The sequence below is a fragment of the Chthoniobacterales bacterium genome, from assembly GCA_035274845.1.
GTDB lineage: Bacteria > Verrucomicrobiota > Verrucomicrobiia > Chthoniobacterales > UBA10450 > AV80.
The window spans coordinates 164004-190151 of sequence record DATENU010000012.1 but is presented as its reverse complement, the minus strand read 5'-3'; the positions used below and the strand labels follow the sequence as shown (position 1 = coordinate 190151).

At 57.3% G+C, this 26148-nt stretch carries 23 protein-coding genes; 5 read left to right on the top strand and 18 right to left on the bottom strand.

Annotated elements, in window-relative coordinates:
• Nucleotides 1-10: 10 nt before the first annotated feature.
• From VJU77_09010 to VJU77_08935, 16 genes are all read right to left on the bottom strand, one after another.
• Nucleotides 11-328 (bottom strand): hypothetical protein, encoded by a 318-nt coding sequence (locus VJU77_09010; GenBank protein ID HKP03484.1) that lies wholly within the window; start codon nt 326-328, stop codon nt 11-13.
• A 62-nt stretch (nt 329-390) separates the two neighbouring features.
• Nucleotides 391-1071 (bottom strand): hypothetical protein, encoded by a 681-nt coding sequence (locus VJU77_09005; GenBank protein HKP03483.1) that lies wholly within the window; start codon nt 1069-1071, stop codon nt 391-393.
• A 139-nt stretch (nt 1072-1210) separates the two neighbouring features.
• Entirely contained in the window at nt 1211-1840 is a 630-nt protein-coding gene (locus tag VJU77_09000) for a hypothetical protein (GenBank protein HKP03482.1), read from the bottom strand.
• A gap of 131 nt (nt 1841-1971) precedes the next feature.
• Nucleotides 1972-2340: a hypothetical protein gene (locus VJU77_08995; GenBank protein ID HKP03481.1), complete on the bottom strand. Its 369-nt coding sequence runs from the start codon at nt 2338-2340 to the stop codon at nt 1972-1974.
• Nucleotides 2341-2518: 178 nt separating this feature from the next.
• Nucleotides 2519-3049 (bottom strand): hypothetical protein, encoded by a 531-nt coding sequence (locus VJU77_08990; protein ID HKP03480.1) that lies wholly within the window; start codon nt 3047-3049, stop codon nt 2519-2521.
• A gap of 280 nt (nt 3050-3329) precedes the next feature.
• A complete protein-coding gene (locus VJU77_08985) occupies nt 3330-3812 on the bottom strand; it encodes a hypothetical protein (GenBank protein HKP03479.1) in 483 nt (160 codons plus the stop codon).
• 294 nt (nt 3813-4106) lie between these two features.
• Nucleotides 4107-4532, bottom strand: a complete 426-nt coding sequence (locus VJU77_08980) for a hypothetical protein (protein HKP03478.1) — start codon at nt 4530-4532, stop codon at nt 4107-4109.
• A gap of 2 nt (nt 4533-4534) precedes the next feature.
• Nucleotides 4535-9430 (bottom strand): RHS repeat-associated core domain-containing protein, encoded by a 4896-nt coding sequence (locus VJU77_08975; protein HKP03477.1) that lies wholly within the window; start codon nt 9428-9430, stop codon nt 4535-4537.
• A complete protein-coding gene (locus tag VJU77_08970) occupies nt 9427-10113 on the bottom strand; it encodes a hypothetical protein (GenBank protein ID HKP03476.1) in 687 nt (228 codons plus the stop codon). The genes VJU77_08975 and VJU77_08970 overlap by 4 nt, the downstream gene beginning before the upstream one ends.
• Nucleotides 10114-10601: 488 nt before the next feature.
• Nucleotides 10602-10847, bottom strand: coding sequence for a hypothetical protein (locus VJU77_08965; GenBank protein ID HKP03475.1), 246 nt, complete (start codon nt 10845-10847; stop codon nt 10602-10604).
• An 80-nt stretch (nt 10848-10927) separates the two neighbouring features.
• Nucleotides 10928-11296, bottom strand: coding sequence for a hypothetical protein (locus VJU77_08960; protein HKP03474.1), 369 nt, complete (start codon nt 11294-11296; stop codon nt 10928-10930).
• A 25-nt stretch (nt 11297-11321) separates the two neighbouring features.
• Nucleotides 11322-11528 carry a hypothetical protein gene (locus VJU77_08955; GenBank protein ID HKP03473.1) on the bottom strand — a complete coding sequence of 69 codons (207 nt, stop codon included), beginning with the start codon at nt 11526-11528 and terminating at the stop codon, nt 11322-11324.
• Between the two features lie 53 nt (nt 11529-11581).
• The gene (locus VJU77_08950; GenBank protein HKP03472.1) at nt 11582-11935 is read right to left on the bottom strand and encodes a hypothetical protein; all 354 of its coding nucleotides are present in this window, start codon (nt 11933-11935) and stop codon (nt 11582-11584) included.
• A complete protein-coding gene (locus tag VJU77_08945) occupies nt 11932-16452 on the bottom strand; it encodes an RHS repeat-associated core domain-containing protein (GenBank protein HKP03471.1) in 4521 nt (1506 codons plus the stop codon). The genes VJU77_08950 and VJU77_08945 overlap by 4 nt, the downstream gene beginning before the upstream one ends.
• Before the next feature lie 388 nt (nt 16453-16840).
• Entirely contained in the window at nt 16841-17770 is a 930-nt protein-coding gene (locus VJU77_08940) for an RluA family pseudouridine synthase (GenBank protein HKP03470.1), read from the bottom strand.
• 327 nt (nt 17771-18097) lie between these two features.
• Complete coding sequence (locus tag VJU77_08935; protein HKP03469.1) at nt 18098-18388, bottom strand: hypothetical protein; 291 nt, start codon at nt 18386-18388, stop codon at nt 18098-18100.
• Nucleotides 18389-18589: 201 nt separating this feature from the next.
• Between VJU77_08935 and VJU77_08930 the strand changes: the two genes are divergently transcribed.
• The 5 genes from VJU77_08930 to VJU77_08910 all read left to right on the top strand — a co-directional run bounded on the left by VJU77_08930 (nt 18590) and on the right by VJU77_08910 (nt 24367).
• The gene (locus tag VJU77_08930; GenBank protein ID HKP03468.1) at nt 18590-20185 is read left to right on the top strand and encodes an AAA family ATPase; all 1596 of its coding nucleotides are present in this window, start codon (nt 18590-18592) and stop codon (nt 20183-20185) included.
• 13 nt (nt 20186-20198) lie between these two features.
• Complete coding sequence (locus VJU77_08925) at nt 20199-21551, top strand: adenylate/guanylate cyclase domain-containing protein (protein HKP03467.1); 1353 nt, start codon at nt 20199-20201, stop codon at nt 21549-21551.
• Between the two features lie 16 nt (nt 21552-21567).
• A complete protein-coding gene (recR, locus tag VJU77_08920; protein HKP03466.1) occupies nt 21568-22173 on the top strand; it encodes a recombination mediator RecR in 606 nt (201 codons plus the stop codon).
• A 605-nt stretch (nt 22174-22778) separates the two neighbouring features.
• A complete protein-coding gene (lipA, locus tag VJU77_08915) occupies nt 22779-23666 on the top strand; it encodes a lipoyl synthase (GenBank protein HKP03465.1) in 888 nt (295 codons plus the stop codon).
• A gap of 2 nt (nt 23667-23668) precedes the next feature.
• On the top strand, nt 23669-24367 hold the full coding sequence (locus VJU77_08910; protein HKP03464.1) for a glycosyltransferase family 2 protein: 699 nt from the start codon (nt 23669-23671) through the stop codon (nt 24365-24367).
• Between the two features lie 142 nt (nt 24368-24509).
• Here VJU77_08910 and VJU77_08905 read toward each other — a convergent pair whose 3' ends face one another.
• Together VJU77_08905 and rarD are read right to left on the bottom strand one after the other, a co-directional pair.
• A complete protein-coding gene (locus VJU77_08905; protein ID HKP03463.1) occupies nt 24510-25031 on the bottom strand; it encodes a hypothetical protein in 522 nt (173 codons plus the stop codon).
• 155 nt (nt 25032-25186) lie between these two features.
• Nucleotides 25187-26134 (bottom strand): EamA family transporter RarD, encoded by a 948-nt coding sequence (rarD, locus tag VJU77_08900; protein ID HKP03462.1) that lies wholly within the window; start codon nt 26132-26134, stop codon nt 25187-25189.
• Nucleotides 26135-26148 lie beyond the last annotated feature (14 nt).

The window sequence follows — 26148 nt, the reverse complement described above, 5'->3', positions numbered from 1 at the left end:
CGTGGGATGGCTAGGCCGGTTGGGTTCCAAAATAGGCACGGGCTTCTTGGAGGGTTCTCACGCCGGGCAGTTTGCTGTGACACTGGACGGCGCGCGAAAGGAAGGTTTTGGGTAAGGCGGAATCCGGCGTGCCGCGTGGGATAAGGCGGAAGGCTCCGCGGCGAAATTTCTCCACGGTCTCCAGCACTTCTCCGACGTAGCGCTGTCCGGTTTCGTCACAAAACTCATACTCGCCCAGTTCGACGTCGATTGTCTCCAGGTTAGCTTCGGCTTCTGCGACCGAACGGTAAATACCAACGATATTGTCTCGATCGATGATCAGGAACATGATAGTTGGTGTGTTATCAGGACCTGTTCGACCTTCCGGATCGCTCGGACTTGGTGAACTGGTCACATCGAGTGGAGGACGTAAAACACAACCGCGAATGAGCGGTCCGGCGGCCGGCCAGGTTCCGTGTAGTAGACGTACGCTTGAAGCCACTTGGGGATCTGAGCGTCGCGAATGTCCACATAGATGGGCTTCTCCGACGGCTCTGCCCTGTTCTTCACCCTGAGTTCAAAATTGATCTGAAGGTATATCCCCGGCGGCGAGGGACGACGCCAGCCCACCGAAAGATCGAACTCCTGGTTGGCGGCAACGAAACCTACATGCAGCGGAAGCCGGTTGATGTAACCGGATGCCAACTGGCGGTTGCCCTCCCTGAGGCGCTTGGATGCCTCCGAGGCGGAAACGTCTTTACTCGCCTCGCGGAACTCGTCCGCCCGGTAAACGGAGTATAGGATTTGCGTTTGCCTGCCCGCGGCGAGGGCGTCGTCAGCGGCGCGCTTCACGTCGGCCCAGTAGGTATCGGGGTGCGAGTCGCGGTCTGGGGATGTCGCAGGCAGCGGGGCGTGTAAGTCGCGGCCGATTTTCGTATCGGGCGGCGCGGCCAGGTCGTTGGGCGGCGTTGGAGTGGGATCTTGTGCGTTCGCGAGCGAAGCGATCGAGAGCGCAATGACTGCGACCCAGCACTTTGAAGTCAAGCTGGGCCGTCGCTGGAAGCCGAAAACAGAATGCTGGGTTTGTTTCATCAATGGTGAGCCCTTTCAACGAAGAGCCAGCGTGGCGAGGAACAACCGAATCGTCACTGGAATCGCCGATCCGTCGCTGATGGTTGCCCGCTTGCACGCGTAAGAATCATAGCAAACCCGCCTAACTTCGGCGTGGCATTCACATGATGTGGTGGAGCACGTAAAACACAACCGCGAATGAGCGGCCGGGCGACCTGCCGAGCTGCGAGTAGTAGACGTACGACTTACGATACGTTGGGATCTTTGCGTCGAGAATCTCGACATACATCGTCTTCTCCGGCGGATCGGCTTTATTCTTCATAGTGAGTGTAAAACTGATCTGAAGGGAGATCCCCGGCGGTGAGGGACGATGCCAGCCGACAGAAAGATAGAACTGCTGGTCGCCAGACGAGAGATCCATGCTCAGCGGAAGCCGGTTGATCCGGCCGGATGCCAGCTGGTGGTTGCTCTCTTTGAGGCGTCGGCAGGCCTCCCCGATCGAAACGTTTTTGCTCGCCTCGCGAAATTCGTCCGCCCGGTAAACAAAGTAGAAGATTTCCGCTCGCCTGCTCGCGGCAAGCTCGTCGTCGACGGCACGCTTGACGTCAGCCCAATCAGTCTCCGGAGGCGAGTCGGGCTCCGGGGAGGCCAACTCGTTGGGCGCGGTGGGAGTGGGGCTTTGGGCGTTCGAAATCGAGGAGATCAAGAGCGCGAGAGCGATGACCCGGCACGTCAAAGTCAAGGTGGGCATTCGGCGGAAGGCGGAAACAAAGTGCTGGGTTCGTTTCATCAGTTGGTCAGCCCTTGGATGGTGCCATAGCGCGATGCCAAAGCCACGACGCGAATCCACCACGACAGATGGACCATTCCAAGCGAGAAAAAGGGCAACTCCGAGCGTTTGGAGTTCGCTCCATCGATTGACTAGGTGCCATTGCGGTACTTGTAAACCGACTGTCGGCCTGCGGGATCTTCGACTCTAATGGTGTTTTTTCCTACCTGCACGGCGCGGAAGCGCTGAAGGAACTGCTGTTTCTCGCCCCCGATCTCCAGCCATTCGCCGCGAATGCGCCAACTGTAGCCGGGGGCAGCGAGATAACCGTGCCGTTGGCCAACGGTAGCATCCAAGGAGCCATCACCGGTAAACCAAAATTGCTGGACGATCTCTGGATCGACGAGCTCGAGTTGGAGACCGTCCATGCGCAGCCCAGCCCATTGTTGAGGTGGACGCTGCGGCTGTGACGCACAGCCGATGAACAAAACGAAGAGAACGCTGAGGAGGCCAGCTCTCATGAGACGTAACCAGAGACAACAGACAGAATAGGGGTCAGTCAACAAATCTTGACTGTTGAATATAGTTTTTGAGCTTCACGGGCAGTTTCGGAGATTTTAGTCGATGCCGACGCACTTGCTGACTGACATTAGCGGCGCTCCGCATCCCGAGTTGCTCCGCAATCTATCCCTGTCGCGGCTACAGTTCTCTCCAGAAGGTGGGAGTGGGATGGTCCGGATTGCCGTCCGAACTTATCCATCGTTTTACGCAACGCCCCAACGGGTCATAACCGAAATAGAGCCGGTTGTCCGTTCCCTGAAAATCAGGAGTCCGCATCGATTCAGGCTGGTTGAGCGCGTCAAAACCCGCCACAATCCAGCCGTCTGCCATCAAGACACCGTTTCCAGGATACAACCACGGGGCTACGTGCGGAATCTGGGGAGGAAATCCGCCCGCAGCGTCATCGTACCACATGATCGTGCCCCACTGTTGCGATCCCGGGAGATTGTTCTCCCAGAGGTTATACTGATTGAGCCTATTGTCCCGGATTGCAAAATTCATAACTCCCCGGCTCGCCACCGTGTTCGATCCTTGCCGGTTCCCCATCCAATCATAAGCAAATTCGTCCGTGCGCTCCGAGTTGGTGGCGCCGAGGTGCGCGTTTTCCGCTTGATATGAGGCCTTCGTCAACTGGCGCGCGAATCCATTCGGATTTCGCTCGGATCGCAAGCGTGTTTTCTTTCCCAATTCTTAAATCTTAATTCAGCCTTTGTCACGCGGCGAGAACGCCGCGAATCCCGCCAATGGAATGGCAGGGATGGCGCGCTGGGTCGTCCGAAATCGCGTCGGCATCAAAATTGTAGGGCGGGCGCTCCGCTTAGCGAATCTGAAATTCGAACTGAGCCGGCAACCGCAGCGGTCGCCCGACAATCGAAGGCGCGCCCCTTGGCGCTGGGGCTGGGCCACAGGCCCAAATCAAATCAGCCCGGGGCAATGACGACCAGAGAACTCACCAGATGAAGCGCCCCTCACGCAACTTTCCCGCTTTCACTAGGGTCGCCAGTTCCTTACGATTCTTGGCAAAAGGCGGCATGCGCAGATCAACGGCGGCCCAAACGAGTGGTATCTTTCCGTTTACTTTGGCATATACCAGAATGCTGGCATGTACTGCCGGAGGCCTATATTCCAAATATACGATATAGTAGTGAGCAGTCTCGAACGCGAAGATCAAGCGTCGGTCGGGATAGCGTGGTTGGCCTGCAACCGAAAGTTCTTCGCCAATAGGCTCAGTAGGGTTTCCTAAGTCGAGCCTGTCCTGAACGAATGTCCTAGCCAGAGCCGATTTCAGATGATTCGGCAATTTTTGAACTGATACGACTTCTTTGCCATACGATTTGTCATTAAGATCAATAAGTAGATTCTTGGGCGGCGACGCCCAAGCAGCGACGTTCCAAATAAGGAAAACTGGCGGCAGAAGAAATGATAAATTCATAATTAATGTCCAAGGACGGAGTTGACTGGAAAAAATACGGCGGCAGCGCTGTCACGCGTGCTCTCCTGCAGCGCTCGCGTAGAATAGGGGTCAGTCAACAAATCTTGACTGTTGAACATAGTTTTTGAGCTTCACGGGCAGTTTCGGAGATTTTAGTCGATGCCGACGCACTTGCTGACTGACATTAGCGGCGCTCCGCATCCCGAGTTGCTCCGCAATCCATCCCTGTCGCGGCTACGGTTTTATTCTTGCTGTCAAGATTTGTTGACTGACCCCTATTCCGCCCCCCGGACATCACTCGTGGCGACACGCGCGAGACAATTGAGTTCTCTCCTCTGCACTCAAGTCCGAGCATCCAAATAGGAGGATGTGGCGGCCGCTAAACAACAGTACTCTCGACTCTTCGAATGCCTGATCATCCGACAGCTTGTCATCAAAATGTTCCTCTCGGCCGAAGAAAACGAGCAATGCTCCACGTGGATCCACAACGATATCACTGCTCGCAACAGCAGGTCTCACTAGAAATTCTGTTTTCTCAAAAGGCCAATATCTCACACCAACAATTGCACCGGTATCTGTTCGTAACCAGTCGTAAAAGCCTGTCCAATCACCAAGTTTGGAATCTACCAATCCGAGCTCTGAAAGCACAGTCTCGCTCGGCCGGCTTTCGAAGTAGGTAAATCGCGGGCTTTCCGCAAGATTAACTAGAATTGAGCTCACTTTTAATCAAAGTTTCTCAGAGCTTCTTTGATCACTTTCAGCCGTGCCGCCTGCGTGCCTGCGGCGTCCTTCCCTGCAGCGATTGTTTGTTGCGCGATTTTCTGGTAGGTTATCAGCATTTCTCGCGTCAATCCTTGCGGCAGCGCTCCGCCAGCCTGAAGACGTGCCAAGCTCTGCTCTGCTCCTTTTACTCCGACTCCGAAAAGTTGCTTTAAAGGGCCTTTGTTCGCAATAGATGCTGCCAGTGCATGGCGTGAAACATTTGCAGTAACCGCGCGACCAGTCGAAAGCAAAACCCGAGATGTTCCCAACGTATTAACATAGAGATATTGTTCTGCCAGCATCGTCAGAGTATGAAGTCCTGCCATGCCATAGTTTCCGTTTTCATAACTAGTAACCGCTGCATCCCACTCCGTTTGGCCTGGCACAAGCGCCTGCAACCAAACTGGACTCTCAAACAATCCGAATGCATCGCTCTTGTTGATCGGATCGTTGTAGCAATAGCGATAGAGGTTGTAGTCGCCGGCTTCGAATTGCTTCGGATCGGGCTGGAGGAAGCGGCCAAGCTCGGGCTGATACAGGCGATTGCGATAATCGTAGAGTTTCAGATCGGTCAGCCATTCCCGTCCGGTAAAGAGGAAACGGTTGCCGTACGGGGAACGGCCCCGGGTGCTTCCGGATGGAGTGTCGTAGAACGTCAGGGGTTGTCCCTGCCTATCGAAAAAGTATGGAAATCCGAAAGCGTCATAGTCGTATTGCTCTAAAATGCCCCCGCCGGAATCGGTCAATAGAGTGGCGTGGCCGCGGGCGTCGTAATGGTGATAGGCCGATTGGCCGGTCACGTAATTGATGCTTTTGACAATCTCATCGACTCGCGCGCCGTGGATATAGAGACGATCTGCCATCGTCGCATTCGGCCCTTCCTGGATTAGATTCCAGCCGTCGTAATAGAAGAAGGTCGCTCCCGAGGTATCTTCAGCCGATGGACTGACCCAGCGCTTCACGCACCGACCCAGCGGATTAAAGCCAAACCACATCCACTTTCCGGTGCCATTGTAGGCGTGACTCAGGATCTTCATCGGCTGGTTCAACGCGTTAAACCCACCGGTAATCCACCCATCCTGCATGATCACGCCGTTGGCTCGGTGGGGCGCTCCCCATTCGCCTCCAATATCGTCATCGTAATTGATGAAACAGTAAGGCCACCACCCGCTGTACTGGTTGAGGCCATTGTCCTTATGGGTAAAATTCATCCAGCCTCGGCTGGCTACATGGTTTTGGTCTCCCAGCCGGTTACCCAGCTCGTCGTAGACGAACATATCGAGACGCTCGGGCGTTGTGGCGGCGCCTTGTGGGTTTGCCGCCTGATACGAAGCCGTCTTCAATTCCCCCGCCTCGTCGTAATCGTACCGGTCCCCGCGACCGTTCTCCATTGGGTTGAGCGTTTGATCGGAACCTTTCTTCCACGCGGTGATTCGGTCTCGATCATCTCGCCAGTAGTCGCGATATGACAGAGTCTGGTTACTTGCGCTTCGCATGTGCCGGACGGACGTGATGAATCCTCGCGGATCGTAGCCAAAGACAGATGTCGTCCCGTTGGCATAATCCTGATGATCAACCTTCCCATCCGGCCAATAATAGTAGTGTACCGGCTGCTGGGTTGAGCTGTCCTGCACGAGTTCCAGCTGTCCTCGAGCCGTGTAATCATGGCGGATCATCGTCCCGTTCGGATATTGCAGATGCGCAACCTCGCCGCTGGGGTAACGCAAATAATTGATCTGCGCAGGTCCATTCGCTCCGGTCACGTTGTCCTGCTCCGACTTTACTTGGCTGGCATCGTCGTAACCAAAGACAATCCCTGAGAAGGCGTTTGAAATGCTGGTCAGGCGGTTGGCGGGGTCCCAGATACGAGTAATTCCGGGAGCGGCACCGTCATCCCAGGTATGAAAATCCTCGCGACCTCGCGGATCGTAGTGGATGTGCTTGACCTGGCCTTTACGTGTCACAAAAGTGTGCAGCTGACCAAACTCGTAATCAAAGGCTTCGTAACTGTTGTCTGGAAAATACGTGCTCTGTGGACGGCCCATGTAGTCGTAGTAAAAACGAGTTACTTGATTTTCGGTGGGGTTATTGACCGGGGTCCGATGGGTCGTCACTACCGCCAGCTTCTTCATTGGTCCCCAAGGCCAATACTCCAGATTTGTCGACTTACCGCGCTCGTCGGTGAAAAGCCTGGGCTGGCCAAACGCATTGTAATAGCTCCACTGCTGGGTTCGCTGGTCCGGGAAGGTGACAATTGTTTTATTTCCGGCGTGGTCGTACTCCGTTTTTGTAATCGGGTTAGCGGTCTGGTCGCGCCGCTTGGGTTCGATTGTCTCTTTGAGACGGTTCCGCTCGTCGTAAGTGTATCTGGTCAGCCGGCCGCGCGGGTCGGTGTAGCTGTCTTTCTGTCCATTTGCGTCGTAGGTATAATGATGAACTTCTGTGTCTGGTCCTCCGTGCCAACCATCTGAATCCTGATACAACCCGCTCGCCGCCTCGATGATCTGGTTATTGCAATTAAATTTCTGAGCTGACAATCGGCGATGGCCGAAGGCGTTGAAAGCGGGTTCGATCTGCACGCGCCATTCCTTCGAGGTGTGGTTGTCGGGAAAAAAAGCATCAAGAACGGGATTGCCGTAGCCATCAACTCGATCGATATAACGATCATAGATCCATTCCCAGGTGCGGTCGGCGATTGTTTCACTGCCATTCCAAGATGGTGCATTAAGTGATTCGACCATCTTTGTGCAGCGACGGTACGAATCGTAGGTGAACTCCTTCCGATGCCCGAGTTCGTCGATGATGGTAATACAATTGCCGTAGCGGTCGTAAGCGTATTGGACCTTAGGATTATCTGAGGCATTGAGCATTCCCGCATATTCGACCGAAAGAATCTGATGCCTCCCGTTATAGGTCATCCGCGTGCTGAAATCTTTTGAGTTCGCGCGCGCCCGACCATCCCGAACGGTCTTCACTCTTCCGACCTCATCGTACGTGTATTCTATCAGCGCGTTCTCGCCATCAACGTCGTTGAATTGCTGCGACAGCCGATGATTGGCGTCGTATCGGTAGGTTTCGATCGCGCCACTGGGGAGACGGTGACTAGTGATTTGGTTTAACCCATCGGGGTTTCCGTTGTCATACTGAAAGGTTTCGTAGCTCTCGTCCTGATAATCGATTCGGTTGATCCGGCGGCGCGCGTCGCGCGTGTATCGAGTGACGTTCCCATTTTCGTCTGTCTTCGTGTAAAGCCAATGGTTATAATAGTTGAACATCCGAGTAGGATGAAAGGCTGGATCGCCGATTACATTGATCCGATCATATGTCGAAGTGCTATTATCAGCATATTTGATTTCGCCCGCTTCGCCGCTATCATCACCGTCGTAGACGGTTTCTTGGGTCTGGTTGTTTCGACCGTCCCAAATGTGATACGGATCGCCGAAATAGTAGTTCTGCCGATGACAAGACATGCCCGGAGGACATGGCGGACCCCCGGGGATTGCGCTTGCATTCGTGAAGTCGGTGAGGGCGCCCAATTGGTACCCTTTGCAGCCATACCAGCCGCCCGGCTCGGACGTGTTGGCGACGGTTCCGAAGTAAAACTTGCGGCGGCCACCAATTCCGTTTGACTCCTCCCGTAGACCCGTGGGGCACTCGATAATCAAACTGGAAACCAGATGACCGGCGTCGCTGAGCTCCTCGCTTACACCATACTGCTGCGCAGGAGCGTAATTAGGGTTATAAGCCTCGCCCCAGTGGTGGACTTGGGGAGGACAGGCCCAACCTCGATAGTTGTAGCGGATTGTTGTCATCGGCCCGGTATAGTGCGGATCATCCGCGCGCTTCAGCAGCGGATAGTCAGATGGAATGGTGCTCGTCGGATTAAAATCCAACCCGTAGTGATAAACCGCGGAACAGCCGTGACCAGGCGATTGGTCGTCCGGGTAGCCGACCACTCCCAAGACCAAGTATGTATCATTCAAGCGGCCATATCGGTAAGTAACGCTTTTCCCATCAGGAATGGTGCCACGTCCTGAGTCGACGCTAGTGATGACCGTCCCGTCTCCGCGATAAAGCCCCCACGTTAAAAGAAGAGACCGGCCCCCCTCTTGCTCCACGCGTTCAAGGTTCCCGGTGGTTTGATTGTAGATAAGGTCTGTTCTAAATCCATGAGGATCGAAGACTTCAGTTGCCTGGTATCCAAATGTCGTAAGGACGAAATGCACTGAACCGCCGTCTGCGCGGCAAAGCCAGAATTCCGAGCCATTCACAGCCATGTGGCAGATGTGATCATGAACCCCGACGCCGCCATGGGGCCATCCGCCATTGATTTCACCGGGAGAATATGGTTGGCCGCAACGTGGATCGGGAGGTATCACGTTCGGAGGATATCCGTGAGGACGGTTGGAACGAGTGATCTGGTACTTGGTAGTATGATTGTCGGGGAATGTGATGATTATGGACGTGTAGAAAATTTCTTCTTCCTGGTCTGCCCCCTCTGAACTTTCCACGTAGGCGGCGTGCCAATGCCACGAATGCGACCAGCCGGACATACCGAAATCCTGGGGCCACTCGGCATGAGCGTCGTCAGCGTCGTTGTGGCCTGAATTCCAATAACGTGTGAACTCAAGGCCATAAACTCCCAGTGCATCGGGCACACGGAGATCATTTACGATTCGTGAACCGTTCCCGCTGTGCGCATCATGACTGCCGGCAGTTTCAATTTGGGCTTTGAGCGCCCCTGTATTTCCGGTCGGATTATCGGCCGGCAACGGAACGTTTTGGGCTTGTAGGCCCGCCGAGCCAGCGAGACTGGAGAGGGCTAGTATCGCAATAAAAAGGAGTCGAATTCTCATGGTCTGCTCTCCTCTTCTTTCGCTTCAACCTGAGCCAGAGACCCGCGCACGACGGGCAGGATGGTCTTCACTCCTTCGCAATAAAAAATGATGTTACTTTGAGAGAATCCATCAATCAGTTGAGCAGAGACAAGACAATCGCCCGCAGCTGAAACCGTCATAATCTTAACGGAAGGATTGAGCGTAATGCCCGCTCCAAGCTTCACGAAAACGCGTTTCCCAGCGGCGAGCGGATGAAATTGCACCCGCAAAACGACCGGCTCAGTTCCTGTTACATAGGCTTGTTCGAGCTGCTCAAATTGGCGAGGCGGAATCTGCGGAAACTCGGAGTCCTCGCGCCAAACCTCTACGTCAGGCTTGACCAACTCCATCTCTTCCGGGTCGGGCCCGACCGAAAGCGGATTTTCAACTACTGGTGGCGGGGGGGGAGCAATCGGGACATCAGACTTGGGCGGCGGAACATCGATTATTTCTTCGCCGTTTGATCCTTCGTCTGAATCCTTCGGGTTTAGAGATGTCCACTCGAGCGGAGGCGGTGCTGGAAGTGAAGCGGGGTCGGGCGGAGGCGAGGTCGTTGGTCCGGCGGCGAGCGGTGTCTGTGGCTGCTGGGCTGACGCGGTCGCCGGCCAGAGAAAGAGAAAGGCCGCGAGGAGAAGGGAAGTGGAATGAATGAGTTTTGTCATGGGAGTCACCGATTGGTTGAGATGCAGTTATTCTGTGGGGTGACTCGAGGCGAATAGGCTGGCGGAGGGGCGATCGAGCCGGCCCGATGAGGGGCAAGACAGATCGAAAGCCAGAACTAATCCCGGGGGCGGGAGGTTTCACGAAGCGGATCGTGACCAATCGACCCCGTGATGTCAAGAGCCAGCTCCGACTCAGCGGCCTGCCAAATTACCCGGGCCGATTTTTCTGGCCGAGCCGGCTGCTCCCGCGATGAGTCGCGCTTTCAGCGCTTACGAGCGACGGGGATCCGAAATTCCTGGGGCGTTGCCCCAGGCTCCGGTTGAACGCGCGCCCTTGGGGCTGGGTCTGGGCCACAGGGCCCAAGTCAAATCAGCCCGGGGCAGCGCCCCGGGGCCTAAATGCCGAAAATCCGCGAGCGCTGAAGGCGCGAATCACGGGTGGGGCAATGAATTGTCTGGACGACGCACTGCGCCGTCCGAAGCCAGTATTAGGGATTGAGATTTCCGTCTTCACGGGGGTTTGAGAAACGGTGCTCCGCCGGGCGAAACATCAGCGCGACGGCCAGAAACGGAAAGAACAGCGGCACTAATGCGAGAATTGCATAAAGAAACGGCAGGCCGCACTCGCGGGCACGAGGCAGGACGACGAAAAATGCAATGTAAATCCAGGCGAGCAGCATAATCGCGTTGGCAACATCATCGGTGAGCCCGCGACGGTAATAAACGAAGGCCACGAGACCGAGGCATCCGACCAGTCTTGTGGAATACGCCACTCGGCCGAGTCGACTCGGGAAGATTGCTGGGAGGAATGATGTCACTCTTTGAAGCTGGCGAATAATCGGTGCCTCTGGCGGTCCAGCCGGGCGTTAATCGACTCATCCTGTTCTCGTGTCGATTGTGCTGAGATACTTAGGTCATTCAGGCTGCCCATCCCGCCAAACAAGAGGCCATTCAGGTAAGCGATCTGTTTTTCGCTGAGCGGCGTGTCCTGATTATCGATCATCTCGGCGACGGCTGTCAGTGTCGACCACCACGCCAGTGCTTGAGGCTCAAAGGGCGTCGTGTCGCCTTCAATATAGGCCGTTCCATCCCAGTGTTTGGTGCCGGGCGAACCGCGCATTGTGTATTGCTCTAAAACTTCGGCAGTTTCTCGTAGTTGCTCTACAAATGCCTGTCTGTTCATGGGGAGACCGGGGGACCGGAGCAAGTCACTGTTTCATGTCAAAATTCCACTTGTCGTGCGTGACTACTATGTCCTGAATCTCTTCTTCGGAGAACGGAATGCCTTTCACATCTTTGATCCGGGTAATGTATCCGCCAACGATCACCACTTCCTTGAAACGCCTGCGGTCATTCAACACAATCGAAGCGAACTGATACCCCGGTTTCTCCCTGGAGAGAACTTTGGCGCTCATAGGTTCGAGAAAGCGATCATACGATCATAGGTGCAGAATCGAATTCAATCGATTTATTCTTTTTTGAATTCATCGCGCGCGATGGTCACGAAAAGCTGATCAGTAAATTCAGAAGAGGGAACTGTCCGTAAGGTTCTATGCTGGGCGTCCCGCGGACGTGGCTTAATCAACCAACCGTACAGAAACGAAAGCCAATTGCGGCGGAAGATGTCTTTTTTACTTTCAAGTCTTCGATAAATGTCGGTCTCGTCCGGACCTAGAATGTAACCGACGCAAATGAGAATATCGGGCTCTTCGCTCTGCTTCCGAAGCTCAAGTCCTTCGGCGGCATGAAACGGACTGCCGTGAACCTCCAAGTTGAAGTCGCGGGCAAGCTTTTCGATCGGGAGGGAAACTTGTGAGCTCATTCGCCTCGCCAGCCGCCTACCCGATACTCAGCACCTCCTCCAACGCCATATTTGGGAAATTTTGTCGCCGCTCTCGGCCCCGCTATGTACCGCCACCATACATTCTTGGCGACGACCACCTCATTTACGGCTGACTTCGTTGGAATTTGTAACATGGATCTGGCGTTCGCTATACTGCCAAAAGGAATTTTGCCAATCAAGCCCCGTGTAAGCCAAGTCCCAGTGCCAAAACCGGCTCTAGAACCCGGTCCAAGAAAGCGATAAAAGGGATGCAAGACATTATTCAGCGCATAACTCCCTAGCGAGGCCCATAAAATTTGACCTGCCGCCAAGCCGCCGTATTTCCAAGCGTCGCCGACGCAGCCGGCACCGGCTGCCGCCCCCGAACGCTCAGCATTCGTTTCGAGGGTTCGTGCGTCCCAAAAATCGATTGCCGTCATTCCTGCAATTCCGATTTCGGTTTGAGCGTAACCGGTAAGTCCGCCGCGCGTTAGTCCCGCCGCGGCGATGTTTAGCCAGTCATTATAGGCTTCCTTTGCGCCAAATAATCCCGATGGATCGATGTCGCTACCTGGATTGCCTGATACATATGCGTAAAGATTCGGCCCGCCTTCCTCCTCGATTGGGTCCCGATTCAGCCAACGGCCGAGCTCAGGGTCATAGGCGCGATAGGTCGCGAGGTTGAGATTGCTCCGGGAGTGCCGATATAGTCCCGTGAAACCGAAGTCGGTGGAGGCTGTCCCTGAAATCGTGGCGGTGCGGCCGTAGGGATCGTATTCGTATTGCGCGGCTACCGAGCCGCCGCCGGTAAACACTTCGCGTACCGAGCCGAGGTGATCGCGGGTGAAGAAGGACGGCGTTGTGCCGTTGTGCTGGCCTTGCGCGTAGACGCGCAGGGTGACGGCGTCGTTGGCGTCGCGGAATTCGCATTTCTCCTGCCCGGACCAGACGAACTTGCGGGTTGAGTTGATCGTCCCGCCGGTTTTCTCGACGATCTTGGCGACGCGGTTCAGGCCGTCGTAGGAGAATTCGCTCCGGGTGTTTTGGCCGGTGTAATTGATGGCAACGAGCCGATTCGCGCCGTCCCATTCGAACGTTCTCGTCCCACCGTCGCTGGTGATGCTGCCATTTGGATCATAAGTCAGCGTCCGATTTACGCCGCCGCTCTGGCTGATGATTTCGTTGACGTTGTTCGGCGTCGAGATGGTGGCAGTTGTGCCCACCGTTTCGCTGGTCCGATTACTGGCAAGATCGTAACCGTAACTGTACGGGATGAGCAGGGTGTTATTCGACGCGTTCCGAAGCGGGGCGCTGACGAGCTGGTCGGCATTGTCATAGCCGAAGTCGGCCCGCAAGATCACCGGCAGATCCGGCAAATTCCTGGTCCAGCTGGTGACCTGGCCTTCCGCGTCGTAGGTGTAGTCGAACTGCGAGATCAGCTGTTTCTTTGGATGTTTGTCGTCGTTCAGGTTTTTGATTTCCTGGAGCCGTTTGTCCTGGCTGTTGGGGAAATAGAGGTAATTGGCTGAGGCGCCGCCGGGATATGCGACCTTGCTCAACCGGTTCGTGACCCCGACGTAAGTCAGGTTGAACGTGCCCAGTTTGTTTACGTCCGTGCTCACCCGCCCGAGATTATCGAACGTCCAGGTTTCGCTGTTGGCAGCTCCGTTGATGGAGCGATTGGTCACACGCCCAAGCTGGTCGTAGCCGAATGTAATGGTGTCGTTCGCGAGCGGTCCGTCGACGCTGGCCAGTTGACCCGCGCCGAGCGCGGCCGGGACGGTGACCGGGTTATAGGCGTACGTCGTCGTGCCGACGCCATCGACCATCGTCGCGATCCGATTGTAATTGGGATCGTAGGTGTAGTTGACGCTCGGTGTGGGCGGGGAGAGCGGCTGACCGGCGAGATTGGTGTAACTGATTTGCCGAACCGTATCGTCGGCAAAATAGAGATAGTTGGTGCGCTGGCTCTTGGCGTCGGTGAACGACTGGAGCCGGCTCGTGGCGCCGGCCGTGTTCGGCGCGGTCTGGCCGTCGTAGAGGTAATCAATGGTGGTCCCATCCTGGAAGACCTTTTGATAGACCCGGCTCTGGATATCCCGGTTAAAGGTCGTGGTCTGGCCTTTGGGATCGGTGATGCCGGCAAGGGCGCCGCAGGTGCACCAATTGTAGAGAGTGGTTCGGTTCGCCGGATCAGTGATCGAATCCATCTGCTGGTTGCCGTTGTAATGCTGGTAAGTCCAGAGACCGCGGCGGTCTCGGCTTCCGGTCAGATCGAGTGTCATCGTGCCCGTTACGTTGTCGGTGTATTGGAATTGCTCGAACGTGCTGTCCGGGTAGGTGACCTTCGTTTTCCGGTCGAAATTGTCGTAAACGGTGGTGACGGTGTAATTATCCGTGTCAGTGACGGTGCGGACGCGTTTGAAGCTGTCATAAGTGAAATTGGTCACGGCTGAGACGCCGTTGAAAGACGGGCTGGTGATCGAAGCAAGGCACCCAGCCGGCACGGCGCCGCCGTAAGCGTAGGTCGTCACTTCATTCCTGGCATTCTTGCTGGTGAGCAATTGTCCCTGAGCATTGTAGGTCCTAGTAGTGACCTGGCCCGCGGCATCCGTTTCCGTGAGCGGTTCATGCAATCCGTTGTAGGTGAACTTCCGTTGGAGCTCGTTGCTTGCGCCGGTGGTCTGGCGGACCTCAAGCAAATCGATGTTGTTCGCGGCGTAAACGAAGCTCGTCGTGCGGCCCGCGGGATCGACCGTTTTCGTGGGTTTGCCGAGGCTGTTGTATTCGAATTGGGAAAGCTGAGTGCTGCCGTCTGCGAGGACTCGCGCGATTTGTGACGGATTCGCGCTTGGCCCGGTATGCTGATAATCGGGTTGACCCGCATAGGTGTACCAGACGCGGTTTTCCAACGGCAGTTTTTCGCTGGAGAGAGTGCCGGAAACCGAGCCATCGGCGTCGGAGAGCCAATGGCTAATTTTGGCCTTTGAATAATCGCCGGGCGCGAGCAGCATCGCCCTCTTGTCCCAATAAAATGTATTCGCGAAATCCAAACCTGAGTTCGTGATTCCGCTGGCAGTGGGCCCCACCGGATCATTCGGGGCAATCCCGGGCGCTTGGTCTCGATATTCGACGCGCTCCTTTCCACCGAGCGGATCGGTCGTTTCAATCCATCGGCTAATCCCGTCCTCGCCACTGACGAACGTGGTGGTGCCGTACGGGGTGGTTAATGAATCGATGGAATCAGTGCCTGCGAGATAGGTAAATTGCGACTGGATACCAATCCGGTCCGTGATGGTAGTGAGTTTGCCGGCCGCGTATTGAAAAGTGGCGAAGCGGCCAAATGGATCGGTAACTTTCGTGATCTTGAGCGGATCGCCCGCTAGCTGATAGGAGATTGTTGTTATTTGCCCGAGGGAATCCGCGATCGTGGTCACGCGAAAACTGGCGTCGTAACCGACGCTGACCGTATTGCCGATCGAATCGATGATTTTGGTCATGAAGATTCGTCTCGGATATGACGTCTCGCTGTCGCTCAAGCCGTAAATCTGTTTCGACCCATCCGGCGAGCGCCTCTCATAACTGTCCGGCCCCGTTTTCACGAGCACGGCATGACTTTGAGGATCAGGCGCGAATGTTAGCGTGTCCGCTGCAATGGGGTAAATCTCAGCTCCGCCGCCGGACATATAGAGAGATACGAGCGGAAACTGCGCGTTCGGGTCATCGGTCACATACGAGAGCCAGTCGAAGGTCCATTTTGGGCCGAGATTGGAGTAATTGAATGTTTCGGGCTGCTGGCTCTCCTTCTGATTGTAAGTGACGGTGAAGGCGATATCGTCGCCGCGCGGCGGCGAATAGTTCAATGGGGTATCGACGATGTTCAGGCTAACCAGCATGGAATGGACGCTGTAGCGTGCCATGTGCAGGCACGGCCCCTTCTGGTTACCGCCTTCTTTCTTGTCGTTTTTCTTTGTGTTTGCCTTTGGGGTCGGTAACGGCGTCGGGGTCGGATGGGCGGGACCATCCCAAATAGTCCAGACTTGGGAAGGCGAGGTCTTGTCAATGCCACAGCCACCGCCGGTGGGGCCACAGTCTCCCGAATTCGTATAGGTAATAACCAGGCCGGATCCTGCTGCGTCTCCTCGCCTTCTGCCGGTGTCAGAGATGTAAACTCCGTTTGGAAATCCAAAGATATGAGTTTTGTCGGCAGGCACCGAGCAGAAGGGATAGCCGTGGGTATAGTCAAAATCGGCGACGACCGTGCCCGCCGGGGCCCCGAGGGGAATGTAAAAACCACCTATGTCTTCAGTGCCGCCGTCGTACGACAACCGCAGATCGAGAAGGGGATTCGTGTCATCGTGATTCCAGACATTCCCGGTGACTACCGTCAGATGCATGGTGATTGTATCGCCGCGGTTGGGATAGTCGTTCCACCAACAGGGGCCTGTGCCATGATCGTCGAGCGTGACAGACTCACCTCTCGCCACGTGAATCAAAGAAAGCAGCAGCAGAGCCATCGCTCCGATTCTGGAGAGACCGAGGATTTGATGGCGCCGAGTGGCGCGTTGAGATAAGGGACGGAGCAAGCGAGCTCCAATGTTGTTGGATTTGCGGGGGGATTTCATAGGGGGGAACGCGGAGGACAGCGCAAAAGCGGCTGTCCACCTGTCTGGGGGATTGGTTGATTTCTTGGGGGAAAGAAAGTTCTGGGGAACGCTCTTCGTTCTTCTTTCTATTGTTTCACCGAATTGAAGCAAGAAAATTTGTCAGCGGATGAAAAATAAATTCGCGAACACATTTTTCCGCCTTCGACGCGGCCCACTGACAGTTGGATCGCGCGTTCCGTCGCGCGATGTTTGTCGGTAGATGTAATCGAGCGGCGGAGCGCTCGATCCACCCTATTGCCTACCGAACCTGCCGCATCGCGTCGGCGAAATCGGGCGGGAGGGGGGCTTCGAAGGTCATGACTTCGCCCCGGCGCGGATGAGTGAAGGTGAGTTTCGAGGCGTGGAGCATTTGCCTGGGATAATCGCCGGCGCGTTTGCCGCCGTACAGTTTGTCGCCCAAGACCGGATGGCCGAGATGATGAAGGTGGACCCGGATCTGGTGGGTCCGGCCACTGTGGAGGGTACATTCGATCAAACTGATCGATTCGGGACCTGCGGAAACGCGTCCCGCTGAAATGACGCGGTATTCGGTTTTCGCGGAGCGGCCCTGGCGGCGGGCGATGGCCATCCGCTGCCGGTGGACGGGGTGCCGGGCAATGGCGAGATCGATCACGCCGGTCGGTTTTCGCGGGACGCCGGCGACGAGCGCGAGATAAATTTTGCCCATGGTGCGCGCGGCAAATTGCCGGGAAAGATCGCGGTGGGTGGCATCGTTCTTGGCCACGACGAGGCAGCCGCTCGTTTCCTTGTCCAGACGATGAACGATCCCGGGCCGTTCTTTCCCGCCGATCCCGGAAAGATTCTGGCAATGGGCCAGCAAAGCGTTGACCAACGTGTGCCGCTGATGTCCGGCGCCCGGATGGACGACGAGCCCGGCCGGCTTGTTCACGACCAGGAGATCGTCGTCCTCAAACAAGATCTCGAGCGGGATCGTTTCCGGGAGCGCTTCGACCTTCTCGATCTCGGGCTCGGTCAGTTCGACGGTGTCGCCGGAACGGACGGGATCGCGCGGCCGGGGGATTTTGCCGTTGAGTTTAATGAACCCGTCGCGAATGAGGGTTTGGAGTCGGGCCCGGGAAAAGGCGGGGAGAGCCAGGGCGAGAAAACGGTCGAGGCGCGCACCGGCGGATTGCTTTTCGACCTGAAGCGTAATCGTGGAAAGTGACATGTGACCTGTGACATGTGACGTGAGAAGAGTCCCCGTGCAACGCTGTTAGCATTTGCGGGCAGGGAACGAGGGACGAGAGGCGCGGGAGGTTGGAGCCGGCACGCCATCGTGCCGGAGGGGGGGAAACAAATAATCGAGGCGGAGCTCTTGTCTCAACGGCTCGCCGCGGCGACCGGGCTCCAATGGGCGGAGGAAGAAACGAGGTTTCCCTCAACGGCCCGGTGGCGAGCCGTCTCCATTGTGCCGATTGCAACGCAATAAACGGCTGGCAACGGCCTCGGGGAGGCCGTTTTAATGCGCTGGTGACAGCGCACGCTACAACTACGCTTAGTGCCGGCCGCTGATCTGGATGCCAGGATAGCGGTTCAATTGATCCGCAATCGGGGCGTTCCCGTTCCGCTCCATCTCACGCTGGTCGATCGTCAGGACGTTGCCGTGCCTGGTCGTGGTGATGATGTTGCGTTTCTGGATCTTCTGTTTCAGATGCGACCCGGTAACCGTCACGTATTCGTAATCGGCGTTATCCGCCTGGGTTTTCTCTTCCACAACCGGCTTGCCGGCCACGGCCGAGCCGAGCGTGAGGGCACCAATCGCTGCACCCAATATTAACCGTTTCATAAGAGGAAAATACGGCTCCGGAGGGGTGGGGTCAAACGGGGAAAGGTAACAGGGGGAAGGGGGAAATTTCGAATTTCGAATGCGGAGACGAGAACGAGGACGAGAACGAGGGGGAGGAAGAGTAAGCAGGAGCAAGAGAAAGAGCGGGGCCGGGACGGCCGCCGTTTACACTCGAAATGCCGATGCTAGGTTACGGTTTCGATGACGCAAAATCCGCCGTTTCCGTCGCCTGAAGAACTCAAGGCGAAGCTGTCCGAATTCATGAAGACGAATTTCGGCGATAAAGTGTCGTTTGCGACCTACACGGAGCCGGAGCTGGCGGAATCGAGCGTGGAGGAAAAGCCGAAGGCGCCGCCCGCGACGGAGCCGTTCGTTTTCGATTTTCTGCCGCGCGATATCAAGGCGCACCTGGACAGGTTCGTGATCAAACAGGACGAAGCGAAGAAGGTGCTCTCAATCGCGGTGTGCGATCATTATAACCACGTCAATTATCAGCGCCGGCTGGAAGCGGAGGACGCCGCGCGGGCCGGGGAAACGGAATATTCAAAGCAGAACGTCATCCTGGTCGGCCCGACGGGGGTGGGGAAGACGTACCTGATCAAGCACATCGCGGAGCTGATCAAGGTGCCGTTTGTGAAGGCGGACGCGACGAAGTTCAGCGAGACCGGTTACGTGGGCGGCGACGTGGAAGATCTGGTGCGCGAGCTGGTAGATAAAGCCGACGGGGACGTGGAGCTGGCGCAATTCGGCATCATTTACATCGACGAGATCGATAAGATCGCGGCGGCGGGGAACCTGGTGGGGCGCGACGTGAGCGGGCGCGGGGTGCAGACGACGCTGTTGAAGTTAATGGAAGAAACTGAAGTGCCGGTGCGGAGCGCGAACGATTTGCAGGCGCAACTCCAGGCGGCGTTCGAATTCCAACGGCGCGGCGGCAAAGCGAAGCGGGAAACGATCAGCACCCGTCATATTCTTTTTGTGGTGAGCGGCGCGTTCGAGCGGCTCAAGCAGCAACTGGCGCGACGTCTCACCCAGGGCCAGATCGGGTTCAATACCGAGCCGCGGCCGGTGATGGACAACGAATTGTTCCAGTTCGTGGAGACGCAGGATTTCATCGAGTACGGCTTCGAGCCGGAATTTATTGGCCGGCTCCCGGTGCGGGTGGTCTGCGAGGAACTCATTGCGGACGATCTTTTCCAGATCATGAAGTTCTCGGAGGGGAGCATTCTCCGGCAATATGAGCGGGCGTTTCGCGCCTACGGGATCGAGATCAGTTTCGAGGATGAAGCGCTCCGCTTGATGGCGGAAGCGGCCGCGAAGGAAAAAACGGGGGCGCGCGGTCTTCTTACCGTCTGGGAAAAGCTGTTTCGCGATTACAAATATTACCTGGCGGGCTCGGGGTTGAGCCAATTACGCGTCACGGCCGAGCTGGTGCGCGAGCCGAAGAAGGTGCTCGACCGGTTGCGGGCGGAAGGGCACCGGCAGGAGGAAGCGGCCCTTGAACGCGACGCGCGAATCTTCGCAGAAGGATTCGAGAGTGCGCACGGGCTGGAGATTGTTTTCGACGACGCTGCGATCGCCCGGCTCATCGAGCGGGCCCACGCCGAGCGGATGACGATGGCGGAACTCTGCGGCCATTTGTTCAAAGATTACCAGTTTGGGTTGAGCCTGATCCAAAAAAATACCGGCCAAAAAACGTTCGCCCTGGGCCGGGAAGCGGTTGATGCGCCCGATAAGTTCTTGAGCGAACTGGTGGTTCAATCACACTATCCACTTGCGTCCGCGGCAAAGAATTGAAACCAGTCCCTAAATGAAACGGCATTTAACCGCAGCAATTGTCATTGGCCTGATCGTGGGCGGCCTGATCGTGGGCCTGCACATGAGCGGCTGGCTGGCCGGGCCGGAGCGGGCGCTCGCCGATCTGGTATCGCGCTGGGGAGAGACGACCCAACAAGTGCCGGACCTCTGGCTGTACGTCATCGCCTTCCTGCTGGCCATCGGAGTCGCGCTCGTGACGCTGGCCACCTCGCGGCTGGGGCGGATGGCCGGGATTGTGGGGATTTTACTCGTTGAGCTGTTGGGAGTGGCGTGGATTTGTTCGCTCTTCCGGGTCTTCTTTCAGCCATTCCCCCCGATGTTAGCGGTGGTGCTCGGTTTTCTCGCGCCGCCGGCTTACCTCTGGTTGCAGGAGAAACTGACCGCTTATCTCGAAGAACGGCGTTCGCGGCCGCCGAAAATCAAACCGGCGCCGGTGCCCCGCGCCGCGCCAATCGCGCTCGTCCCGGCCGTGGCGCCCGAAAAGCCGGAAAAGGTCACCGAAAGAGTGGTCGAAAAAGTGGTGGAAAAACCGCGGGCCCGCGCCCGGCGCGGAGACAGCTCCGCGGATGCCGCGCGAGTTTGCGAAGTGACCGCGGTGGTGTGCGATCTCGCGAACAAGCACGATATCGCGGAGGAATGCGAGCCGGCCATGTTTGCCGACATCACGGAAAGATTCATCGCGCATGTGACCCAGGCGTTGCGCGCGGAGGGCGCCTACATCGAATCCGCGGGAGGCGAGGGGGTCGTCGCCATTTTCGGTTACCCGGAGAGCGACAAGCAGCACGCGGAAAAGGCGACCCGCAAAGCGATGGCGCTCACCCAGTCGTTTTCCGACTCCAACAAATCAAGCAAAGTGGACGCGCTCCGGAACGCGGGACTCCACGCCGGGGTCAGCTCCGGGTCGATGATTATGGCGCCGGTAAAAAACAATGGGCAACGCAACCTGCTGGCGACCGGTGAGCCAGTCGAATTGGCGCGACGGTTCTGTATCGCCAATCGCTTTTACGGCTCGCGCGTTTTGCTCGGGCCGCGCACATTTGAGCTGGCCAGCAAGATTCTCGTGGCGCGCCCGATCGATTTCCTGAGCGGCGTCGATGTGCGCGAGCGGCATGAGATTTATGAGCCGGTAGCCCTGGCCCTCAACGCTTCGCGCGAGATCATTACCCGGCGCGACGCTTTCTGGAATGGCGTGGTCCTTTACCGGGAAAAGCGCTGGGCCGAAGCGTATTCGCAATTTCAAAACGCCCGTGGGCCCGAAGGAGAAGAGGATCGGCCGCTTCAGTTGTATCTCCGCCGGCTCGAGCCGCTCGCCCTCCAATTGACCAACACGCCGCTAGACGAGTGAGGTTTTTTCTCCGCCCTTGAGGAAGACCGAATATCCCTCGGCGATCCGGGATTTGATCGCGCAGCTCCGGCAAATGCCGGGAATCGGTCCGCGCTCCGCGGAACGCATCGCGCTCTGGATTGTCCAGGCGCGTGGCGATCAGCCGGAAAAGATTTCGAGCGCGATCGCCACGACCCGGGAAACGGTCCGCCCCTGTCCGCGCTGCGGATTTTTCACCATGGAAGAAGTGTGCGGGATTTGCTCGGACACAACCCGCGCGGCGGACCTGCTTTGTGTCGTGGAACAGGCGACGGATATTCTTCCGCTCGAAAAAACGAGCGCGTTTCGGGGGCGCTACCACGCGCTGGGCGGGCGGATTTCTCCGCTCGACCATGTCGGTCCGGACGATTTGCGGATCAAGGAATTGCTGGCCCGGGTGGAAGCTGAAAAATTCTCGGAGATCATCCTGGCCCTGTCCGCCGATGTGGAAGGCGAAGCGACGACAAATTACCTGGTCGAATTGCTCAAGCCGTTTCCGGTAACGTTGACCCGGATTGCGCACGGTCTTCCCGCGGGCGGGGGATTGGAGTCCGCGGATGAGTTGACGCTGTATCAAGCTTTGTCCGGGCGAACGAAGCTTTGAATGAAGTGACGAGTGACGTGTGACATGTGAAGTGAGGGGACGCGGCGAGAGTCGAACTTGTCACTTGTCACAATCAGAGCGCCGTTGCCACCAACTCGCCGGCCTGCGATCATTCGTCGTTTTCCCCAGATGGATTAGAGAGCCCCACTCATGAACGCAGCGTCAAAACTCATCTCAATCATCCTGGCGATAATTCTTGGCGCGTCGGCATACGGGCAGCCATCCGCGAAGTTCCCTAAAATTCTACCGGCTGATTACGGACATGGCAGTGGCCTCGTCTTGATGGACGTCGACTACAATACAGGAAAGGTCACGTCCGCCCGCATGTTGGAGAGCACCGGATATCCTCGTTGTGACGCGGAGGCCCTTGCTGCCTTTCGGAAATGGCGCTTTAAGCCCCATACGCGGAGTCCGGTAAAGACGCCGATTACCTTTCATCGACCCGGAAATTGTCGTTGAGTTCAACCACCCTCGACTCGCAGCCCCGCTACCTCGGGACGGGACAAGGCTTTGAAGAAAGTGACGTGTGACATGTGACGTGAGGGGACGCGGCGAGAGTCGAACTTGTCACTTGTCACTCGTCACATGTCACTCTTTCTTTCCCCATGTCCTGCGCGAAGATCGATCCGGCCCTGCACCAGGCGCAAAAGCCGCCCTGGATCAAGGTGCGCTTGCCGTCGAACCCGGTCTTCTTTTCGACCAAGGCGCTGATTTCCGATTTGCGTCTTCATACCGTCTGCGAAAGCGCGCAGTGCCCGAATCGCTGGGAGTGCTGGAGCCAGGGGACCGCGACCATGATGATCGCCGGCGACCGTTGCACCCGCGCCTGCGGCTTTTGCGCGGTGACCACCGCGAAGCCGTTTGCGCTCGAAGAGGACGAACCGGCGCGTGTCGCGGAGGCCGTGCGGCGGATGGGTTTGAAGCATGTCGTGATTACCGCCGTGGCTCGGGACGATCTGAAGGATGGCGGCGCGAACCATTTCGCGCGGACGATCCAGGCGATCCGCGAGATGGACGCGTCGGTGATTGTCGAAGTGCTGGTCCCCGATTTTCATGCTGAGGGCGAGCCGATCCAGACCGTGCTCGAGGCCGGTCCGGATATTTTCAATCATAACCTGGAGACGGTGGAACGGCTGACGCCGGTGGTGCGTTCGCGGGCAAAATATCGGACGTCGCTCGAGGTGTTGCGAAAAGCGAAGGAGCTTGCGCCGAAGATCGTGACGAAAAGCGGAGTGATGCTTGGCCTCGGCGAACGGGAGCCGGAGCTTTTCGAAACGATGGACGATTTGCGCGAGATCGGCTGCCAGGTGCTCACTCTTGGCCAATACCTCCGCCCGACTCCGCAGCATCTCCCGGTGGTCGAGTTCGTTTCCCCGGAGCGCTTTGAGGCTTACGGTGAAATCGCGCGCGCCAAAGGGTTCGCGCACGTCGCTTCGGGTCCGCTCGTCCGCAGCTCGTATCACGCGGCCGATTTCCACCCGGTCGTTCGCTGAAAATGGCGGCGCTTTCGGAAGGCGTTGCCATCAATCGGACCACGGTCGCGGCGATCATTCCCGCTTACCTGGAAGAGAAGCACGTCGGTGACGTAGCCCGGCGAACCCTGGCGCAACTCGATCAAGTCCTGGTGGTGGATGACGGCTCCCCGGATGCGACCGCGGAAAACGCGCGGGCCAGCGGCGCCCAAGTCATTGTGCACGAGCAGAACCGCGGCAAGGGCGAGTCGATCAAGACCGGCCTGCGCCACTGGCTCGAGCGTGGATACGAATATGTGATGATCCTGGACGGGGACGGCCAGCATTTACCCGAGGAAATCGAACGGTTCCTGGCCGCGGCCGCGGCCACGTCCGCCGGACTCCTGATTGGGACGCGGATGAACGACGTGCGCGACATGCCGCGGTTGCGTCGCGCGGTCAATCGATACATGAGCCGCAAGATCAGCCGGGTTTGCGGGCAGGATGTTCCGGATACGCAATGCGGGTTTCGGATGGTGCACCGCAGTGTCATTCCGGAATTACTGGGTGGCGCGGATCGCTTCGACTACGAGACCGAAATGCTGATCATCGCCAGTCGCAAAGGCTGCCGGATCGAATCGGTGCCCATCACCACGGTATATTCCGACGAAGTCAGCAGCATTCATCCGGTGCGAGACACCCTCCGCTTTTTCAAGCTGATGCGGCGGTATCGAAAACTGTAGGGGCGGACTATCCCGCGTAAGTCGCGATCGGCTTCAAGGAGCGGCGGTGTCTTCACCGCCGACCCCATAAGGCAAGCGACGCTGTCTGCTAATTCCAGACGGCGGTTTCAAACCGCCGCTCCTTGTCTTAGAAACCGCGCGGTCAAACCAGCCCGCGCCGGCGGAAATCGCCCATGTTTCCGCCGCTGGAGCGTTCGATGAGATCGATTGTGAATTTCAGCAAGCAAACTTCCCAGGCATCGTCCACGCCCTGGATGACGGCGCTGAGCGGTTCGTTGGAATGTTCGATCTGCCGCCTCGTTCGTTCGACGACTGCATCCATGCTGTCGCGGACGGTGTTTTCCACGACATCGGTCTTGCGGAATTGAAATCCGTAGCGGAGCACCGCCATGTTGCGGGTGCGTTCCCGGAGTTGCTCGACATATTTTTCGGCCTTTTCGCCAAACCCTTCCAGGAGCAGCCGGCAGTAATGGTCGGGAGTGAGAATCTGCGGACGCTCGGCGTGGATCCGTCCGTCGCGCACCCGGATTTCGTTCACTCGATCCATCAATTCCGAGATCAGGTAGAACCGGAAACTGGTGCTGCCAAAGCTGGCGATCTGCTGTTGCGGCGCCACGATGACGCGCGTGTTTTCGATCGCATATTGGAAATCGTCTTCAGTCATGGCTGCGGCGTCTACGGTAATCGCGGACGGCCGTAATTGGTAGGGCAAGGTGGATCGAGCGCTACGTCGCTCGATGAGTGCAGCGTCACTGTGGAAATTCGCTGCTGAAAAGAGTTAAACGCGCCAAAAATCGCGCGACGTAGCGCGCGATCCACCTAATGCGCGGCGCGGGCTACCGGTTCGGCGATTGGTTCTGCGCGGTCGGAGCGCCAGCGCCAGATGGCTTCGGCGGTAAATATGATCAGGGCGACCCAGATGAAGGTGAACGTGATCAGATGCGCCCGGGTGAAAGGTTCGTGATACAGGAAAACGCCCAGGAAAAAGCTGAAGCTTGGCGCCAGGTATTGGAGAAAGCCGAGGGTGGTGAGCCGGAGATGGCGAGCGGCATGGCCAAACCAGACCAGCGGGACCCCGGTGACGATGCCGGTGCTGACGAGGAGCGCCGCCATCGACCAACCGTTGGAGCTGAACGCGGAATGGCCGGCAAATTGGAGGTAAAGCAACCACGCCGCGGCGACGGGAGTAAGCAGGGTCGTTTCGAGAAACAAGCCCGGGATCGGGCGCACACCGGATTTTTTTCGAAGCAATCCATAAAGGCCGAACGAAACGCAGAGGGTGAGCGCGAGCCAGGGAAAGCGGCCGTAGCCCAGCGTGAGATTCAGGACTCCGACGAGCGCCAGCAGGACCGAGATCAGTTGCGGGCGGGTGAGCCGCTCGCGCAGAAACGTCGCACCCAGGAGGACATTCATGAGCGGCGTCATGAAATATCCGAGGCTCGTTTCGATGACGCGTCCGACGTTCACCGCCCAGATGAAGCAAAACCAGTTCACGGAGATGGCGAGGCCGCTGGCGAGGCAGTATAACAGCGCCCGGCGCGATCGAATGGCCTCGCGAACCTCAGGCCAACGCCCTTGCCAACTCAGCAATCCGACGAGGAAACCGGTCGTCCAAACGAAGCGGTGCGCCAGGATTTCGGAGGCCGAGAGGCTGGTGAAAAGCTTCCAGTAGACCGGAATGAATCCCCAGGCGCCGAAGGCCGCGATGCCGGCGATGAGTCCGGACCGGTCTTCGCGCGCTGCGCCGGCATTAGTTGGAGAAGACATCGGTGAGATTGTAG

What these genes read in the sequence shown, in the direction of transcription:
- VJU77_09010 (HKP03484.1), bottom strand. Translation starts at nt 328, where the DNA reads ATGTTCCTGATCATCGATCGAGACAATATCGTTGGTATTTACCGTTCG.
- VJU77_09005 (HKP03483.1), bottom strand. Translation starts at nt 1,071, where the DNA reads ATGAAACAAACCCAGCATTCTGTTTTCGGCTTCCAGCGACGGCCCAGC.
- VJU77_09000 (HKP03482.1), bottom strand. Translation starts at nt 1,840, where the DNA reads ATGAAACGAACCCAGCACTTTGTTTCCGCCTTCCGCCGAATGCCCACC.
- VJU77_08995 (HKP03481.1), bottom strand. Translation starts at nt 2,340, where the DNA reads ATGAGAGCTGGCCTCCTCAGCGTTCTCTTCGTTTTGTTCATCGGCTGT.
- VJU77_08985 (HKP03479.1), bottom strand. Translation starts at nt 3,812, where the DNA reads ATGAATTTATCATTTCTTCTGCCGCCAGTTTTCCTTATTTGGAACGTC.
- VJU77_08975 (HKP03477.1), bottom strand. Translation starts at nt 9,430, where the DNA reads ATGAGAATTCGACTCCTTTTTATTGCGATACTAGCCCTCTCCAGTCTC.
- VJU77_08970 (HKP03476.1), bottom strand. Translation starts at nt 10,113, where the DNA reads ATGACAAAACTCATTCATTCCACTTCCCTTCTCCTCGCGGCCTTTCTC.
- VJU77_08960 (HKP03474.1), bottom strand. Translation starts at nt 11,296, where the DNA reads ATGAACAGACAGGCATTTGTAGAGCAACTACGAGAAACTGCCGAAGTT.
- VJU77_08955 (HKP03473.1), bottom strand. Translation starts at nt 11,528, where the DNA reads ATGAGCGCCAAAGTTCTCTCCAGGGAGAAACCGGGGTATCAGTTCGCT.
- VJU77_08950 (HKP03472.1), bottom strand. Translation starts at nt 11,935, where the DNA reads ATGAGCTCACAAGTTTCCCTCCCGATCGAAAAGCTTGCCCGCGACTTC.
- VJU77_08945 (HKP03471.1), bottom strand. Translation starts at nt 16,452, where the DNA reads ATGGCTCTGCTGCTGCTTTCTTTGATTCACGTGGCGAGAGGTGAGTCT.
- VJU77_08940 (HKP03470.1), bottom strand. Translation starts at nt 17,770, where the DNA reads ATGTCACTTTCCACGATTACGCTTCAGGTCGAAAAGCAATCCGCCGGT.
- VJU77_08935 (HKP03469.1), bottom strand. Translation starts at nt 18,388, where the DNA reads ATGAAACGGTTAATATTGGGTGCAGCGATTGGTGCCCTCACGCTCGGC.
- VJU77_08930 (HKP03468.1), top strand. Translation starts at nt 18,590, where the DNA reads ATGACGCAAAATCCGCCGTTTCCGTCGCCTGAAGAACTCAAGGCGAAG.
- VJU77_08925 (HKP03467.1), top strand. Translation starts at nt 20,199, where the DNA reads ATGAAACGGCATTTAACCGCAGCAATTGTCATTGGCCTGATCGTGGGC.
- lipA (HKP03465.1), top strand. Translation starts at nt 22,779, where the DNA reads ATGTCCTGCGCGAAGATCGATCCGGCCCTGCACCAGGCGCAAAAGCCG.
- VJU77_08910 (HKP03464.1), top strand. Translation starts at nt 23,669, where the DNA reads ATGGCGGCGCTTTCGGAAGGCGTTGCCATCAATCGGACCACGGTCGCG.
- VJU77_08905 (HKP03463.1), bottom strand. Translation starts at nt 25,031, where the DNA reads ATGACTGAAGACGATTTCCAATATGCGATCGAAAACACGCGCGTCATC.
- rarD (HKP03462.1), bottom strand. Translation starts at nt 26,134, where the DNA reads ATGTCTTCTCCAACTAATGCCGGCGCAGCGCGCGAAGACCGGTCCGGA.